This is a genomic window from Shewanella atlantica (assembly GCF_003966265.1).
Taxonomy (GTDB): Bacteria; Pseudomonadota; Gammaproteobacteria; order Enterobacterales; family Shewanellaceae; genus Shewanella; species Shewanella atlantica.
This window is the reverse complement of record NZ_RXNV01000005.1, coordinates 36,033-53,775: the sequence shown is the minus strand read 5'-3', so window position 1 is coordinate 53,775 and position 17,743 is coordinate 36,033. Positions and strand designations below refer to the sequence as shown.

Here is a 17,743-nt window from a genome sequence, read left to right as displayed (position 1 = left end):
ATTCAAAACGGACTTAATATAATGAAAAAATGGCTTCTTACTGTAGCTGTCGCCGCCTCTTTCGGTGCTCAAGCCGATGAAGGTATGTGGCAACCATACCAACTACCTGCCTTAGCAGATGAGCTTAAGGCTAAAGGGTTAGAGATAGATGCAAAATCGATCTCTAAATTAACCGAATTCCCGATGAATGCCGTGATCAGCCTGGGTGGTTGCACCGCTTCATTTGTCTCGCCTAAAGGCCTTGCTGTGACTAACCATCACTGTGCCTATGGCTCGATTCAGTACAACTCGACTCCCGAGAAAAACCTGCTTAAAGATGGTTTCCTGGCTAAGTCATATGGCGAAGAGTTACAGGCAACTCCTGGTTCCCGTATCTATGTCACCGAAGCTGTCACCAATGTGACAGACAAGGTTAAGAAAGGGTTAGAGAGCAAGGTTGGTAATGATTTTTATCAGGGCATAGAGCATAAGGAGAAATCTTTAGTTGCCGAATGTGAAGCCGAAGATGGTTATCGTTGTCAGGTCTATAGTTTCCATGGTGGCCTGGAGTATTACCTGGTTAAGCAGCTTGAGATCCGCGATGTGCGTCTGGTTTATAACCCGGCGGCAAGCGTGGGTAAATACGGCGGGGATATCGATAACTGGATGTGGCCTCGTCACACCGGTGACTTCTCTTTCTACCGTGGTTACGTATCTAAGCAGGGCAAGCCTGCCGATTTCAGTAAAGACAACGTACCCTACGAGCCAAAGAGCTTCCTGAAGGTGTCGGCTAAGGGCGTCAGCGATGGCGATTTTGTCATGGTTGCCGGTTATCCTGGTCGTACTAACCGCTACCGCACCGCCAATGAAGTCGAGAATCAGTTTGAGTGGGCATACCCTGAAGGTAAGATGCTGCGCGAACGTTTTATCGAGATCATCAAAGAAACTGCGCCAGAAGGCAGTGACGAGCGCATCAAGTATGAGAGCCTGATCGCGGGTCTGGCTAACTATGCCAAGAACTTCACCTCAATGATCGAGTTTTACGGTAAATCGACTATGCTGGACGACCGTAAGGGTCGTGAGTCAGAGTTGGCTAACTGGATCAGCAAAGACAGTAAGCGTCAGCAACAATACGGTAAGACGCTGGCTGAGCTGGATAAGCTGATTGCAGAGGGGCAGGAGCATCAGGCACGCGATATCATCTTAGGCTACATCCGTTACACGACTATGGTGCCTACTGCACGTAAGCTATATCGCCTTGCCAATGAGAAGCAGCTTGATGATATGGCGCGTGAGCCGGGTTATCAGGAACGTGACATGATCCGCTTCAAGTCTTCGATGGAGCGTATCGATCGTCGTTATGCAGCCAGTGTCGATAAGGCAGTATTGTTCGATCTGTTGAAGCGTTATGCCGTATTGCCAGCCGGTGAGCGTATCACTGCCTTAGATAAAGTGTTCGGTATAGGTAAGAAACTGGATGAAAAGAAACTGTCTAAGACGTTAGATAAGATGTATGCCAAGACTAAACTCGGTGAAATGGATACCCGTCTGGCTTGGTTAGATAAGTCGGTTGCCGATTTTAAAGCGTCTAATGATCCTTTCATCAAGTTTGCCGTTGCCATGTATGACACGGACATGAAGCAAGAGAAGAAAGATAAAGAGCTTGCGGGTAAGCTGATGAAGGTGCGTCCTCAGTATATGGATGCCATTATCGCGTATAACACAGAGCTGGGTAAGCCTGTATACGCCGATGCTAACTCAAGCCTGCGTGTGTCTGTTGGTCATGTGAAAGGTTACTCGCCTCAGGACGGTCTGCAGGCTGTGCCATTCACACGTTTAGAGGGGATCCTGGCTAAAGATACGGGCGTAAGTCCTTTCGATGCGCCATCTAAGCAACTGGAGCTGATCAAGCAGAAGCAGTATGGCGATTTCTACGTGAAATCTCTGGACTCTGTACCGGTTAACTTCCTGTCGACCTTAGATACCACAGGTGGTAACTCAGGTTCGCCGACGCTGAATGGTCGCGCCGAGTTAGTTGGTCTGCTGTTCGATGGTGTATATGAAAGTATCATCGGTGATTGGGGTTACGATCCTGAGACAAACCGCTCTATTCAGATCGATAGCCGCTACATGCTTTGGGTAATGAAGTATCTGGACAATGCAGATAACTTGTTAGCCGAGATGGAGATCGTGCACTAGCCATCAGTGGCTAGGTTCGAGATTTGAGTTTCGAGTTTCGGGCTTGATCAAGTATAAACGGGCACTTTTGTGCCCGTTTTGTTTTTTTACCCCTCAGGGTTTTACTTGTCAGATAACAAGTTTCAAATATCTTTTTGAGCTGGGTGCACTGGGCTGGTTTGGTACTTAGTTCGTTTGCCAAATACCAAAAGCCAAAGGATGGGCATAAACAATATTTCTAAAAATATACCAACCGAGCCAATATCACCATAATACAGTGTACCTTTAAAAAACCTAACTATTCCAAGTGGATCCCAAGGTGCATAGTTAATATTACCTTGTAAAAGCATTGATATAAAAATTACTATTCCAATACTTACCCATCTTTTATCTGATTCATAACTGTGTACAAGGTAGGCTGGAATTAAAGCTGCTAGGCCAATACCAATAAAATTTTGTGCTATATGATAAAAATGAAAATTATCTTTCCATTCAAACCACCAAAATATTTTATCAGCCGCTGCGATCCCTATAGCGGTAATGGTCAGTGAGTAATAACAAGTCGCTAAGCACATACTCAATAAGACTAATCTAAGATAACTCATATTATATCTTCCCTGAACGTATAACGCTTATTCAACAGCAGCTCGATAACGTTCTTGGCTGCTTTATTATTAGGTAAAGCTACCATCTGCAACTCTTTGCTCCAAAGGATTATTTTTTATTTCTTGAAGAAACAATACTTGAAACTGTTCGGTAAAAAGATGTGTGGGTGTTTATGAGGTCTGCATAAGACTTTACTGGATTTCACAAAGAGATGATATTTAGCGGGTAAAGCCGAATCGAAGAGAGAACTTTTCTTGAATACCCAGGTGTGGATGCGTCTGAGGGTATCGAAAACAAGGATGTTTTCGTTAAGCGGCCATGAATGGCTTCACAGCGGCCCGAAGAAGTGTCCACACATTCCCTCGCCGGGCAGGCGTTAGATAGCCATGAAGGTACGGCCTTCAAGCACTCCACTCAACACCAACAGTTTACAGAGAAAATGTAATCAGCCTTCATTCCAAGGCTGATCTAAGGGTTGATATTTCAGCCTCAGTCAGTGGCCGCATCTCACCCTCGTTAAGTGTGCCCAGTTCCAGACTCTGGATCTTGATTCGTTTGAGGTCGATGACCTTGTAGCCCAGTGCCTGACTCATACGACGTATCTGTCGGTTTAGCCCCTGGGTAAGTACTATCTCAAATCTGTCTGCACTCAGCCTACTCATCTTGCAGGCTAGTGTGGTGACATCTTTATAGCTGACTCCCTGAGCCATCTGGTGTAGAAACTCATCTTCATAGGGGCGGTCGACCCGCACCCGATAGGTTTTTGTATGACCAAAGTCGGGATGCATCAGTTTCTGAGTCAGCTCGCCATCGTTAGTGAGTAGCAGCAAACCACGGGAGTCCTTATCTAAACGGCCAACCGGGTAGAGTCTGGGGCTTTCTGGTAAAAGGTGAACGAGTGAATCGGGATCGCAGGGCAATAGGCGGCAATCTGTACCGACGGACTTGTTGAGTATCCAATATTGTTTCGGCTCTATGCCCGCAACCGCAATGCCTTCGAACAGAAGTGACTCTCTGCAGAATGCGCCATCGGGCGTCTCGATGAGTGTGACTGTGTCGATATGATTGGCTAAGCGCCCGTCAATCGTGATCAGGCCATCGCGAATGTAGCGTGTCGCGGTTCTGCGTGAGCACAGGCCTGTTAGAGCCAGATATTTAGCGAGCCTGATAGTCGCCTCCATAGATAGTCGTTTCCATAGAAGTATTCGCCTCTGAAATGCTTGTCGGTGAAATGATTGCCACTGAAATGATTGAAGACGAAGTCATCTAGCCTGTCGAAAAGGGAGGGGATTATAGTTTGTCGATGAGTCTAGCATTTAAATGACCCGTTGACCGGGATTAATCAGACGCCTGCATCTTTGCATTTTGTTCGGCCAGCTTTTTAACATTAAATGCTAGCAAGACGCACCACAGCATAGTGACATTGGTCTGAAACCACATATTGAGCGCAACCCAGCAGACCTCTGATTTTCCATGGGAGCAGGGTTGAAAGTCAAGCAGGCTCCAGTCGAGCTGATAGATAAGCCCTGAGGCACTGATAAATCCCAAAATAGCTAATATAAAAAGTGGGTTTGAGCATAGCTCTTTGTGATTTATTCGCATACTGATGGTAAGCAGGTGAAGCACAAATGTACCTATTAAGAAGCTGGTCGATACCAGCCTGTGCTCATAAAGGTAGTTGATAGGAAATACACCAATCAGGATAATTGAGAGTCCCACCCAGAAGCCTGAAAGTGAGAGGTAATGGCTAAAGTCGCCGAGTTTGAGTTGATACAGACCATACATGGCCAATAAAATGCAGGAGCCAGCGCTGATCAGGGACATGTTATAGACGTAAGCCAGAGGCGAATGAATATAGTCTCCCAGCAGATCGGCACGTCTGAAAAACACTTCGACACCAATTCTTTGGTATTCGGCCCAGACAGAGATAGAGATGCCAGCAGAGGTCACCAGTGCGCCGGCTAAAATCATCCAGATCACTAAGCGGTGTAGATCATAGTGGGTAGAGTGGAGGTTCAGATCTGTCTGCATTGAGTTTGCACTCATTTTCTTATAACGGGTGAATAATAAAAAAGGAGTGCAGCGAGATGCACTCCTTTACTCAATCTCTTTATAGAGACCCGATATCCTTATCTGTTTCAGCTTATCTGTTTCAGCTTATCTGTTTCAACTTAGCTATAACGGGTTAGCTGAGATGACCCACTATTGATCTGGTAGTCGACCCTAATAGACCAGACTCTGGTATAAAGACTCTTGTAAAACTCTTGTCCAAGAGACTGGGATACAACAAAGAGTCTAGCTGAATTATCCCCATAAGGTGCCCTATTTTGGCCACATCTTCAATACCACTATAGGTATAAGCTACGATGCTCTCTATGTAGGAGTGGCTTTAGCCACGAATGTTTAAGGACTACCAGCTAAGGGCGTCAAGATAAGGACTAGTAGCGAAGGATTATGAGCACAAAAAAGAGAAGGCCGTAGCCTTCTCTTTTCTTGTGTGGTTAGCTCACTGCAGTAAGCAAAGCTGCTATTAAGCAACTCGCTTACGTAAAATGACGATAGAGATAGCGACAACGGCTAAGATCATGCAGTACCAGGCGTGAGTTACAGCCTGTAGCGGTGAGATGCTAAAGATTGAAGCGACCAGCAGTGCCTGTGCACCATAGGGTATTAACCCCTGCACTATGCACGAGAAGATATCCATGATGCTGGCGGCGCGCTTAGGTGTCACCTCATGCTTTTGAGCGAGGTCTTTAGCTATGTCACCCGTGACAACAATAGACACTGTGTTGTTGGCCACACAGGTGTTGGTCAAGGCTACAATACCTGCCATACCCAGCTCCGATGCGCGAGTCGATGCTTCGCCTTTTGCCTTAGAGAAACGTGTGATCAGCTTTTCAATCTGTTCGTTGACAAAGGTAAGACCGCCCTGTTGTTGCATCAATGCCGCTAATCCGCCGACAAGCATAGAGAGAATGAAGATCTCCTGCATGTTGGTGAAACCGGTATAGATATCCTGACCAAATTGGATCAGACCATAATCCATGGTGAATAAGCCTGTGGCGCCAGCGAGTAAAATTCCTATGGTGAGAACCACGAATACGTTTAAGCCAGATACCGCCAAGATTAAAATTGTGAGGTAAGGGATGACCTTGATGAAATCTATATCTTGAGGTGCCACATCAGCCTGTCCCTGACCGACTAATGTGAAGACGATTAAGGTGATGATAGAAGCTGGAATGGCGAAGATTAAGTTCTCTCTGAACTTATCTTTCATCTCACAACCTTGGGTACGCGTCGCTGCAATAGTGGTATCGGAGATGATAGAGAGGTTATCACCAAACAGAGCACCTGATATTACCGCACCAGCCATTATGGCCAATTCTATCTGGGCTTCGTTAGCCACGCCTAACGCTATCGGCGCCACGGCGGCAATCGTCCCCATAGAGGTTCCCATGGCGGTAGCAATAAAGGCGGCGATGACGAAGAAGCCGGGTAGCAGCAGGTTTGACGGTACCAGAGACAAGCCCAGAGCTACTGTTGCATCCACGCCACCGGTTGCTTTGGCAACAGATGCAAATGCGCCGGCTAACAGGTAGATAAGGCACATGGCGATGATGTTTGAATGACCGATACCTTCGATAAAGGTATCTATGCTTTGATTGAGCTTCTGTTTCGAGATGATGAGGGCAAAAACAATGGCTGGCAAAATAGCGATAACGCTGGGAAGTTGATAAAACGCAAAATCAACGCCCTGACTTTGGAAATAGACGCCGGCACCAATAAATAGGGCCAGAAATAAAAAAAGTGGAAGTAGTGCCACAAATGAGGCGCGAGGGGCAATGCCATTGGCTGCTGTTTCTTGGGTATTAGTCGAAATAGTCAAAGTGTTCTCTCTTTTCATCGTTCATCAAACCATTGGTTCTTAGCCCTCCTAGCTGGAACACACCGTCATTTTTATCTCTTATCTAACTCATGTTAACCAAAGTTTAGTCAATGTTTAACTAATGCTTAACTGTGAGCCTAAAATGACAGAATGGTACATCTCAATAGTCGAGAGGATATGAGATTTGTAGACGTCTGTCAATTTAGACGTCTAGATGTTTTTACTTCTAATTGTACGTTTTTATTGTTTGCAGACAAAAATGTGCACTCAATCATTATTTTACTCAGTCTTAAGCCTCTCCTGAGATACTATGGCTAGTGTTGAGCGCAGATATGAATTGTGCCTGTACCTTAGAGAACATGAATATATGAAGTTACGCGAAATTGATAAGAATATATATAAAAAGAATCTCAATATCGTCACTGTGGGGTTAGTCGCTGGTTTGATCATTTTGTCACTGGTCTTCGGTACCGGGTTGATCGCCATCTTCGGAGCCGATACCAGCCTGTCTGCCGGCAGAGATGTTGAGTCGACCGGTAACTTTCATCTCAATTTGCTCGGAGTTATCTTAGCCGCCGTGGCGTGTGGCGGTGCCCTATGGCGAATCAAAGACAATCCATTTCTCGGTGAAGTCTATTATGTTTGGCGACTCAAGGCGCTGCATAACCGAATCTATCGCCAGCTTAAAAGCATCAAAAGTGCAGCGGGTGCAGATAGCATCGATGCCTTCATTACCCTGAGTTTTTATTACACCAGCCAGAAGCAGGTCTACCTGCTTGATAATAATACGCTCACCATGCCCAAATTGGAGCAGGATATCGCAGAGCTCGAAGAGACCATAACCAGGTTGGGGTTGTCGGTGTCGCCCGATATGTTTGAAGAATCTATGCTAATAGACCTGAGAGTTGAGAGCTGAAAATAGCAGTTTAAAGCTGGTTTCATTCATCATCCGGAGAAAGGTGAACGGGGGAATTTTGGTCTAAACTTGGTGAGAGCATGTGTTGCCAGCACTCGATTGGCTGATGCTCTTATCCGGGTGAGTCATGAAAAGAACCATCATAGCGTTAATTCTATTCTTGTGTGGCAGCTTACATTTTCCGGCGTTCGCTGAAGATGCACTCGATATTGCGATACTGGAATATCCCCCCTACGAATATACCGTTAATGGTGAATTTCACGGTGTGTCTGTGCGTCTGGTTGAAGCCGTTTTTCAACGTATCGAGCAGCCCATCAAGTTGCAGGTCTTGCCCTGGTCCAGAGCGTTAAAATTTATGAAAGAGGGGAGAATTGATGGCTTAATCGAAGTCTTGGTTGTTCCGGAACGCCTGGCCTACATGGATTTTAGCCAGATAGTATTAATGGAGGAGAGGATAACTCTTTTTGTTGTCGAAGACTCCCCAATCACCTTCGATGGAGATCTGACTGCGCTGAGTCAATTCCATTTTGGCGGTCGGCAAGACTTCAGTTATGGGACTATTTTCGATAAAGCTATAGCCGACAAGGTCATTAAACGCCTGAGTATAGATGTTGAATTCGATACCTTACTCCTGAAGTTATGTACCGGCGATATCGATATCCTTATCGGTGAAAAAGATACCATTCATTACGCCTCCAGCCGGATCAAGGTGTTGCAAAACACCTCCATTAAACGATGTAAAAATATTAAGAGGCTATCACCAATTATTCAGACGACATCGGCTTATATGGCCTTCTCTAAGGTGAATCAGCTTACTCATGTCAGGGATAGCTTTGATGAGGCTCTGTCTGAGATGAAGCGAGATGGCAGTTATGAGAAGATTATCGAAGCCTGGTGGCGCGAGAGTAGCTTATAAGCTTAGGCACTAGGCACTAGGCACTAGGCTCTTGGATGATATGATCCCGGTGAAGAGAGTTAGCTCTGCGTCCATCGGTCACCATACAATCTACTCAAAGCTATGCAGACATGGATTTATTTGCTATATCTCAGCCTGACGGGTCGTTGCCTGGCGGAGTATGTTCAGTTGGAAGCTAAGGGTGAGTATGTTGGGAATTAACGATATTTGGTTGTTTGTGCTCTCGGGAATTGCGCTGAATATCATGCCGGGGCCCGACTCGCTTTATATTGTCGGCCGCAGTGCAACACAAGGCTTCAGAGGCGGCTCGATGGCTTCCTGGGGAATAGCTACCGGCACCTTAGTGCATATTCTGGCCGCAGCGTTTGGCTTATCGGCAATACTCGCAACTTCGGCGCTGGCTTTCACCGTGATTAAGGTGCTCGGGTGTTGTTATCTGATGTATATTGGCTTGTCTATGTTATTGAGCCGCAGGGATACTGCGACGCAGGACGTTAAAGAGCAAGTGCCAACTTCACTCTACAGGGTCTATTCTCAAGGTTTTTTAACCAATGTGTTGAACCCAAAAATCGCCCTGTTTTTTCTGGCCTTTGTGCCACAATTTATCGCCTATGACTCCCCGAATAAAGCGGTGTCATTCATTGTGTTAGGTTTGATATTTATCTTCAATGGCATGATTTGGTGTCACTTTCTCGCATGGAGCTCCTCTTCTCTGAGCCGTAAAGTAAAACAGAGTTCATCCCTGAGTCATTGGTTGAACAAAATTGCAGGAACTCTGTTTATCGGCTTCGGTGTCAAGTTGGCACTCGGTGAGCAGACCTGATCCCCATACTCATCTGAGCCTATTCCGATTGGTATCAGTCGTTTTATCTCGAGTTACCCGCTGATTTCAAATGGAAAACCTCTTCGAATGCGGCTTTGAGAAGTTCTACCTTGCTGGTTTCCCGCGGGCTCTTCTTAAACACCATCGACAGGTTAAATTGATAACTGGCCGAATCTGAGTGGATGATCCTCATCTGCTCTGACTCAAGCTCTGTCTGAATATAACTCTGTGGCAGGTAACCCATATAGCAGCCGGAGAGTATCAGGGTTTTTCTGGTATCAAACTTGTACGCCTTTGCCGAGAGATTAAGTTTCTTCAATTGTTCACGTCCCTCTGAGTCGATATCTATCCCCGGATGTATGGACGGGGACTGGGCTAACATCTCGGGAGTGATATCTTCATCGCTTAGCTTGAAATAGGGGTGATTGCTACTGCAACAAAGATAGATAGGCTCACTGAAGATAGTCTTGTAGCTCAGGCCTTCGATCTGCTGATAGCTGGGTAGCAAGCCGACATGGGCCTTCTCCTGCAATAAGGCTCGCTCGATATTGTGAATGGCCTCACCGTCTAATATCAGATGCAACTGTGGCTCTTTGATGTGTAGATACTGGATAACCTGAGCAAGCTTCTGCTGCATGGTGCTATCGAGCTGATCGGCACATAGCAGAATCAATTCACCACTCAGCTCTTTACCTAAGCCATTGACAAGAAGCGAAAAGTCGTTGAGTGAATCAAAAAGTTCTATACAGGCATGATAGACAGCCTGCCCATCTTCGGTTAAGGCAAAACCGCCACGTCCGCGGCTGCATAGCTTGAGCTTCATGCGGCTCTCAAGATTAGACATATGCACGCTGATGGTCGAGCGAGTAACCCCCAGCTCGGCTTCGGATGCCGAGAAGCCACCGTTCTCTACAACGGTACGAAAGATACGCAGTAGACGCAGGTCATACTCGGTAATGGCTTTTGGAATGATCGAATGTTTGCCCATAGTTTTACCACCATAAAACATAAGGTTTAATGTTTTGTATTTAACATGAGTTCATTTTGCTATTCAATAGGGACTATAAGTTTTTAGAAAGAGTTTTTAGAGAAAGTTTTTAGAAAGAGTTTTTGAGAAAGTTTTTTATAAAAATTTTTAGAGATAAATTTATTTCTGCAGGAGTGAATATGCAAGATCTTAAAGACACTAGTTTGGTTAAACTCAGCTCTTATATCGACGGCCGATGGATCGAGGCTAACACTGGCTCCTCAGCCACTTTCGAAGTGACCAACCCTGCTAATGATAACGTCGTTGCCAATGTGATCAATGCCGGTATCGAAGAAACTGAGGCGGCTGTACTGGCCGCGAAGAAAGCCCTGCCTGCATGGTCAAAAAAGTCAGCTAACGAGCGAGCAGCCATCCTCAGAACCTGGTTCAATCTCATGATGGCGAATCAAGACGACCTGGGACGGATATTGACCCTGGAACAGGGTAAGCCCCTCGCCGAAGCGAAAGGTGAAATTGGTTATGGTGCCGCTTTCATCGAGTGGTTTGCCGAAGAGGGGAAGCGCGTCTATGGCGATACGATTCCGGCGCCATCGGGTGATAAGCGCATCATCGTCATTAAGCAGCCTGTAGGGGTTGTGGCATCGATTACTCCCTGGAACTTTCCCAATGCGATGATCGCGCGTAAAGCGGCGGCGGCATTAGCGGCAGGTTGTACCTTTGTGGTTCGTCCTTCACCACTGACGCCCCTGTCGGCGCTTGCTATGGCAGAGTTGGCCGAGCGGGCGGGGATCCCCGCAGGTGTATTTAATGTTGTGGTGGGTGAAGATGCCGTGGGCATGGGTAAAGTGCTGACCCAACATCCTGATGTGTCTAAGTTTACCTTCACAGGCTCGACGGCTGTGGGCAAAATCTTGATGACTCAGAGCGCGACGACGGTGAAGAAGGTCTCCATGGAGCTCGGTGGCAATGCGCCATTTATCGTCTTCGATGATGCGGATATCGACGCTGCGGTGCAGGGGGCGCTTGTCTCTAAATATCGCAATGCCGGTCAGACATGTGTCTGCACTAACCGTATCTATGTTCAAGAAGGGGTCGCCCAGGAGTTTACCGATAAGTTTGCCAGTGCGGTTGCGGCTCTGAGCCTGGGAGATGGACTCACCGAAGGGGTGACTATCGGTCCGATGATCTCATCGGCTGCGGTGGATAATGTCAGCAAGCTGGTCGATGAAACACTCGCCCAGGGCGGCCACTTGCTAGCTGGTGGTCAGCGAAGCCAAGAGGGGGCTAATTTCTTCGAACCGACTATTGTCACCGATGTGACCAACGATATGCCATTGGCGCGTAATGAAATATTTGGCCCCGTGACGCCCATCATCAGCTTCGATAACGAAGAGGAGGCGATCGCTATGGCCAACGATACCGAGTATGGACTGGCGGCGTATTTCTATTCCCGTGATATTGGACGTATCTGGCGAGTCGGTGAGGGGCTGGAGTTTGGCATGGTTGGTGTGAATGAGGGCATTATCTCGAATGCCGCTGCGCCATTTGGTGGAGTCAAGCAATCGGGAAATGGTCGTGAAGGTTCTAAGTACGGGCTCGGTGATTATCTGGAAATTAAATACCTGTGCATGGGTGGTTTGGATAGATAAATAGATCGCTAGGTACTAGGCATTTAGAACCTAGAGCCTAGAGCCTGTATCAAATTAAAGGACAAGAGTAATGACGAACAGCAATTTACAAGCGCGCAAAGCCAAAGTGATGCCTCGCGGTCAGGGGAATGTCTATCCTGTGTATGTCGAGCGGGCGCATAATGCCGAACTCTGGGATGTGGAAGGCAAGCGCTACATCGATTTTGGTACCGGAATCGCGGTGTGTAATACCGGCCATAGTCATCCAAAAATTGTGGCAGCGGTTAAGGCGCAGTTAGATAAGTTTAGTCACACCTGTGTCATGATAAATCCCTATGAGTCGGCGGTTGAGTTAGCTGAAAAGCTCACCGCAATTGCACCCGGTGACAGTGAAAAGAAAGCCATCTTTGTGACTACCGGGGCGGAAGCCGTAGAGAACTGCGTCAAGATTGCCCGGGCCCATACCGGTCGCAGAGGGGTTATTGCCTTTAACGGTGGTTTCCACGGCCGGACTAACTTAACGATGGCGTTGACGGGAAAAATAAGTCCCTATAAACACCTGTTCGGCCCATTTGCCGGTGATATTTACCATGCACCCTTTCCGATGGCCTTCCATGACGTATCAGTAAAGGACTCGCTTAAGGCGCTGGAAAACCTATTTAAAGTGGATATTGCTCCGAGCGATGTCGCGGCTATAATCGTAGAGCCTGTGCAGGGCGAGGGCGGCTTCTATGCCGCGCCAAGTGAGTTTTTACAGGCACTGCGTCGGCTATGCGATCAACATGGTATCGTCTTGATCGCCGATGAGATCCAAACCGGATTTGGCCGTACCGGTAAGATGTTCAGTTTCGAACATGCGAATGTCGAAGCGGACTTGATGACCATGGCGAAAGGGATCGCCGGTGGATTTCCTATTGCGGCCGTCGTGGGCAAGAGTGAAATCATGGATGCGCCGCTGCCGGGTGGCTTAGGTGGCACCTATGGTGGCTCACCTGTGGGATGCGTCTCAGCGCTAGCTGTGTTGGAAGTGATGGAGGAGGAGAACCTGGTTCAGCGGTCATCGCTTATCGGCAGCATATTCAATGAGCAGCTTACCTCGCTTCAACATGCACATCCGGATCTGATTGGTGAAGTTCGACATCAAGGGGCGATGATCGCCCTGGAGTTGGTCGAAGATGGAGATGCCGACAAGCCCAATACCGAGCTCACTCAGGCCATTATCGGTAAAGCTGCCGAGCACGGATTAATTCTTCTGGCCTGCGGCTTCTACGGCAATGTTATTCGTTTCCTGCCGGCGCTGACGATCTCTGATGAGATAATCTATGAAGGTTTAGATAAGTTCACTCATCTGTTTAACGAGCTTGCGGGAAGTTAACAAAGAAGCCAGTCTTGAGCTACGAGCTACGAGCTACGAGCTACGAGCTACGAGCTACGAGCTACGGCATTCTCCTTGTAGGAGCGGCTTTAGCCGCGAATCTCGAGCGTAAGCTTATAAGTTTGAAGTCAACACCTCGTCCCTCTGTGGCGGGGTGTTTTTTTATGCCTGAAGCTTCTTTGTACCGTCATTCTGAACTCATTCATTGTAAAGAGCTGAATCCATGGCTTTTATGCTTGTGAGCTATTCAGTCATCCTGAACAGGCTTCTGGATCCAACTTGATGAGCTACGGTAGGCAAATAATGGTCGGATGCAGATTTGAGCGTTAAAATGTGAAAATATGGGGCTAAACTAATATTAGAGCAAGCAGAACATTTAGTAGGGTAAGCAGAGCATTGCTTTTTTATATGTATTGCACAGCATTGTTCAAGGAGTGGATGTGGATATCTCAGTGGTAGAGTCGTTCGAAGCGACGGGGTTAGCCTCGAGTGAAAATGTCAGGGAAGCGTTGAGTTCATTGTTGATCGACAGTGTAGAAAGTGGCGCATCGGTGGGTTTTATTACCCCCTTTTCTCATGCTGACGCTATGGCCTATTGGGTCGGTGTCGAAGCCGATATAAACTCCGGCATGCGTAAGCTTATTTTGGCCCATGATGGTGATGAGATCTTAGGTTGTGTGCAGCTATCTATGACAGGTAAGCGCAATGGCCTGCATCGAGGCGAGGTTGAGAAGCTGATGGTGCGAACCAGCGCCAGAGGAAAGGGGATAGCTAAGAAGCTGATGCTTAAGCTTGAAGCGTTGGCGATCGAGTTAGATAGGACCCTTATTGTTCTGGATACGCGTAAGGGGGATGTCGCTTCGACCCTGTATATTAACCTTGGTTATAATTTTGCCGGAGAGATCCCCAATTTCGCATTGAGCTCAGATGGTGAATATGAGGCAACAGTCCTGTTTTACAAAGAGCTTTAACTTATTTTCTCGGCTATTTACGTTCAGTGAACGACTAAACGGACATCATGTGAGTGTCATTGGCATCATCTGCTGCCGGTGAGGTACTCTTGTGGCTGACGATAACCTGTTTCTCAGTTAAATTCAGACACATTTTTAGGGTAAACAGTGCTTGCCTAATCAAGAGTATCAGCGTAAAACTCCTGTCAGATAAACAATTTTCTCGCTTTAAATCGGAAGGCTTAATTTGGACCACTTTATTTGGAATATCGATCCTGTATTAATCTCGTTTATGGGGCTTAAGGTACATTGGTACGGCGCCCTGTTTGCGACGGCCATCGCATGTGGCTTTCAGGTGATGAAACGCATCTATATCAAGGAAGGACACGATGTTGAGTCGTTAGACAACTTACTGATCTATTGTGTGGTGGGGATCATTGTCGGTGCCCGCTTAGCCCACTGTTTCTTCTACGATCCGGCCTATTATTTCAGCCACCCGTTAAAGATCTTCGCTATCTGGGAAGGAGGGCTGGCCAGCCATGGTGGTGGTTTAGGCGCGATCTTAGCGCTCTTCTATTATCATAAAAAAGTGAAGATGCCTTTTCTCTACCTGCTCGACAGATTAGCCATAGCTACCGCGATATTTGGCTTCTTTGTCAGAATGGCAAACTTCATGAACTCTGAGATCTTGGGCCTGCCGACGACGGCACCATGGGCTATCATCTTCGAACGCGTCGATATGTTGCCTCGCCACCCGGCGCAACTTTATGAGGCCTTCGCTTATCTGGCTATCTTCATCGGATTATCTGCAATATTCAAATACACCCGAATGAAGCAGAAAGAGGGGGCGATATTCGGTCTCTTCCTCTGTCTCGTCTTCGGTGCCAGATTTGCTATCGAATTTGTCAAAGTGAAGCAGGCCGTTTACGCGGATGATTGGGTAATGAGCGCCGGTCAGATGTTGAGTATTCCCTTCCTTGTGGTTGGTATTGCTCTGCTGATCTTGCCTTACCTTAAATCGAACAGGGCGGCGCAGTAATACCAATCAGTATAAAGATGTGATCGCTCAGCGAGAGTTTAGCGCTTCTGAGGCAAGGCTGCGAGTGAAGAGCATAGTTGTTCTACGTTTAAACTCGTTAACACTGCATCAGAAGCGCTAAAACTCGCCTTTCAGGAGTATTTTTGACTGCCTACTTCTTCGTTGAATAGCTTCACAAGGGATCACCATTGCATCATCTATTCGCCTTGAATTAGTTTGTCAAAAATTACTCTGAGTAGATCACTTTCTTATGCTGATTGGTATAGTTCAAGAGGCTTTTGGGTTGCTATTTTTGCGTTGAATGACTTCAAAAGGGAGCACAATTCCCTCGTCTATTCGCCTTGAGTTAGTTTGCCCAAAAAGCTCTGAATAGATCACTTTCTCATACCGATTGGTATAAAGTCGTTGAGTGAAAGCTGAGCGACTTTATAGCCCCGAGCGGGAGATATTATGTGATTCAATGTCCCAGCTCTCTAATGCGCCGTCAGAGCTCAGACTCCACAGGGTACCTGAGCTATCTACCGCCATGGAAACCACAGTGGTACCGGCTGAGAAGGCGGTAATGTTCCACTTTGCCAGCTCTTTTCCCGTCTGAACATCCCAACTTGCCAACTCCTGCTTAGACGATGAGGTGATCAATATCTTGCCACGCTCGACAAATAGCGCCTGACGAAAATAGCGGTAGCGTTCCAAGTACTCGAGTCGGCTAAGGGCTTGTGTCGTTGTTGAGTCGGCGATGAATTGATTATCCAGGGCATCGGCGACAAATAATTTTCGGTTGGCTTCATCATAAGAGACGCTGGTTATCCGGAACTGATTGGCATATTTCTGGATCACTTTACCTGTGGTGGTAGCCCAGAACAGCACATGACCATCGTGTGAGGCCGACATAACCCGCTGATTTTGCGCCGCATATTCCACGCGAGTCACCGGACCATCGTGGATCAGAAACATGGACATCTGGTCGTTCACCAAGTCAAAGGTGAATACCGAACCTTCGTTTAACCCAATCAGTACCTCATTACCCGTGTGGCTAAGATGCAGGCTGGTGATTGTAGCTTCGGGATTGAATCCCTCAACTTTCCAGGTCACAGTGAGCTTTCCTGTTTGGATGTCAAAAATTGAGATCCTATGCTTGCCCGCCGTGCCCAGCAGACGCTTATTCCCCGACAGTGAAATATGATAGAGCTCTTCGGTGAAGTCAGACTCGTTCCACTCGTTAGTCAAGCGTTTCGACTCGTTGTCCCACACAGAGAGATGATGGTTGCGGGTCAGGATAGCAGAGGTAGTTGCATCATCAGATATTTGAGCCGCAACGACGCGCTCACTCGTTAATCTATCTGTCGATAGTGACGTTTGCCCCTTGGAAGGATCGCTGCAAGCTGTCAAACCCAGCATTATGCCGATGTAGAGTAGGGGAAGCATGATGACTCTCACTCTTGTCTCTCCTTGGATTACATTAATACCAGCGTACCAGGTTCATTCTACAGCTTGTTGTGAATACGTAGAGAATATTGGCGGGCTCTGTTTCATTTTTGGAAATATTGTGAGGCATATTTACTAAATTAGCACTACTTATTATTTGGCTAATGCCTAGACTTGTGGCTATTTAATAACCCTGCCACCGGGGAGATGTATCTGACTGATACCTCTGTTTTCAATGAGTGATGAGTCAGATACCCGCGGCAGCCAACAATAAGAGAACGCTATATGAGAGTTGCACTTTTCATTCCGTGTCTGGTGAATCAGATGATGCCGGATGTCGGCATTGCTACGCTGGAATTGCTGGAAAAGCTGGGTCATCAGGTGATATTGCCCAAGGGGCAGACCTGCTGTGGTCAACCTATGACTAACTCCGGCTGTTTTAATGAAGCTAAGAAAACCACCCTTAAGTTATTGAATGCGTTTAAAGGTGTCGAGTGTGACGCGATTGTTTGCCCGGCGGCCTCCTGTTTAGTTGCTGCGAAAGAGAACTTTCATGAGTTTGATACCAGTCCGGAAGCTCAGAAGGTGATCGATAAGCTGTATGAACTGACCGAGTTTCTACATGATGTCTCTCCTATCCCGGTCTTTAGTAAGCCGTTCTCCCATAAAATCAGCCTGCAGATGAGTTGCCATGGGATCCGTATGTTGGATCTGGCAACACCGAGTGAGCAGATGGGGCCTCGAAATAATAAGGTTGAGGCGGTGCTGAGTCGGATCCCTCAGATTGAAATCGTCTATCCGGACAGACGTGATGAGTGTTGCGGCTTCGGTGGTACATTTGCTCTGGATGAAGGGGCTGTATCCGGGAAGATGGGTAAAGATAAGGCGCAAGCTCATGCGGCAACAGGTGCGGCTTACGCAGTAGGTTTCGATCCCTCTTGTCTGCTACATATTGACGGCATGATTAAACGTCAGAAATTGCCGATACAGATCCGTCACATCGCCCAGGTGATTAACGCCGCATTATAGAGAGC

General features: G+C 47.1%; 15 protein-coding genes. 9 read left to right on the top strand and 6 right to left on the bottom strand.

Annotation, left to right across the window (positions count from 1 at the left end):
* Positions 1-21 precede the first annotated feature (21 nt).
* The gene (locus tag EKG39_RS12825; RefSeq protein ID WP_126506145.1) at positions 22-2,178 is read left to right on the top strand and encodes a S46 family peptidase; all 2,157 of its coding nucleotides are present in this window, start codon (positions 22-24) and stop codon (positions 2,176-2,178) included.
* Positions 2,179-2,300: 122 nt separating this feature from the next.
* Here the strand turns inward: EKG39_RS12825 and EKG39_RS12820 are convergent, their stop codons facing one another.
* The 4 genes from EKG39_RS12820 to EKG39_RS12805 all read right to left on the bottom strand — a co-directional run bounded on the left by EKG39_RS12820 (position 2,301) and on the right by EKG39_RS12805 (position 6,667).
* Positions 2,301-2,762 carry a hypothetical protein gene (locus EKG39_RS12820; protein WP_126506144.1) on the bottom strand — a complete coding sequence of 154 codons (462 nt, stop codon included), beginning with the start codon at positions 2,760-2,762 and terminating at the stop codon, positions 2,301-2,303.
* 453 nt (positions 2,763-3,215) lie between these two features.
* Positions 3,216-3,932, bottom strand: coding sequence for a pseudouridine synthase (locus EKG39_RS12815; RefSeq protein ID WP_185817602.1), 717 nt, complete (start codon positions 3,930-3,932; stop codon positions 3,216-3,218).
* A 169-nt stretch (positions 3,933-4,101) separates the two neighbouring features.
* Positions 4,102-4,794, bottom strand: a complete 693-nt coding sequence (locus EKG39_RS12810; protein WP_126506142.1) for a DUF998 domain-containing protein — start codon at positions 4,792-4,794, stop codon at positions 4,102-4,104.
* A gap of 499 nt (positions 4,795-5,293) precedes the next feature.
* Positions 5,294-6,667, bottom strand: a complete 1,374-nt coding sequence (locus tag EKG39_RS12805) for a Na+/H+ antiporter NhaC family protein (RefSeq protein WP_246028492.1) — start codon at positions 6,665-6,667, stop codon at positions 5,294-5,296.
* A gap of 349 nt (positions 6,668-7,016) precedes the next feature.
* Between EKG39_RS12805 and EKG39_RS12800 the strand changes: the two genes are divergently transcribed.
* The 3 genes from EKG39_RS12800 to EKG39_RS12790 all read left to right on the top strand — a co-directional run bounded on the left by EKG39_RS12800 (position 7,017) and on the right by EKG39_RS12790 (position 9,304).
* Positions 7,017-7,565, top strand: a complete 549-nt coding sequence (locus tag EKG39_RS12800; protein ID WP_126506141.1) for a DUF3087 domain-containing protein — start codon at positions 7,017-7,019, stop codon at positions 7,563-7,565.
* A 127-nt stretch (positions 7,566-7,692) separates the two neighbouring features.
* Positions 7,693-8,481 (top strand): substrate-binding periplasmic protein, encoded by a 789-nt coding sequence (locus EKG39_RS12795; protein WP_126506140.1) that lies wholly within the window; start codon positions 7,693-7,695, stop codon positions 8,479-8,481.
* Positions 8,482-8,668: 187 nt separating this feature from the next.
* Positions 8,669-9,304, top strand: coding sequence for a LysE family translocator (locus tag EKG39_RS12790; RefSeq protein ID WP_126506347.1), 636 nt, complete (start codon positions 8,669-8,671; stop codon positions 9,302-9,304).
* A 43-nt stretch (positions 9,305-9,347) separates the two neighbouring features.
* Here EKG39_RS12790 and EKG39_RS12785 read toward each other — a convergent pair whose 3' ends face one another.
* Positions 9,348-10,292, bottom strand: coding sequence for a LysR family transcriptional regulator (locus EKG39_RS12785; RefSeq protein ID WP_126506139.1), 945 nt, complete (start codon positions 10,290-10,292; stop codon positions 9,348-9,350).
* A 179-nt stretch (positions 10,293-10,471) separates the two neighbouring features.
* Here EKG39_RS12785 and EKG39_RS12780 point away from each other — a divergent pair, with 179 nt between their 5' ends.
* The 4 genes from EKG39_RS12780 (at position 10,472) to lgt (ending at position 15,284) form a co-directional block, all read left to right on the top strand.
* Positions 10,472-11,941 (top strand): NAD-dependent succinate-semialdehyde dehydrogenase, encoded by a 1,470-nt coding sequence (locus tag EKG39_RS12780; RefSeq protein ID WP_126506138.1) that lies wholly within the window; start codon positions 10,472-10,474, stop codon positions 11,939-11,941.
* Between the two features lie 70 nt (positions 11,942-12,011).
* Complete coding sequence (gabT, locus tag EKG39_RS12775) at positions 12,012-13,295, top strand: 4-aminobutyrate--2-oxoglutarate transaminase (RefSeq protein WP_126506137.1); 1,284 nt, start codon at positions 12,012-12,014, stop codon at positions 13,293-13,295.
* 440 nt (positions 13,296-13,735) lie between these two features.
* Entirely contained in the window at positions 13,736-14,266 is a 531-nt protein-coding gene (locus EKG39_RS12770; protein ID WP_221767376.1) for a GNAT family N-acetyltransferase, read from the top strand.
* Positions 14,267-14,492: 226 nt separating this feature from the next.
* On the top strand, positions 14,493-15,284 hold the full coding sequence (gene lgt / locus EKG39_RS12765) for a prolipoprotein diacylglyceryl transferase (RefSeq protein WP_126506136.1): 792 nt from the start codon (positions 14,493-14,495) through the stop codon (positions 15,282-15,284).
* A 426-nt stretch (positions 15,285-15,710) separates the two neighbouring features.
* On the opposite strand, the gene EKG39_RS12755 is transcribed toward lgt, so the two are convergent.
* Positions 15,711-16,721 carry a WD40 repeat domain-containing protein gene (locus EKG39_RS12755; protein ID WP_246028491.1) on the bottom strand — a complete coding sequence of 337 codons (1,011 nt, stop codon included), beginning with the start codon at positions 16,719-16,721 and terminating at the stop codon, positions 15,711-15,713.
* A gap of 273 nt (positions 16,722-16,994) precedes the next feature.
* On the opposite strand from EKG39_RS12755, the gene EKG39_RS12750 reads away from it, so the two are divergent.
* Positions 16,995-17,738: a (Fe-S)-binding protein gene (locus EKG39_RS12750; RefSeq protein WP_126506135.1), complete on the top strand. Its 744-nt coding sequence runs from the start codon at positions 16,995-16,997 to the stop codon at positions 17,736-17,738.
* The last annotated feature ends 5 nt before the right edge of the window (positions 17,739-17,743 follow it).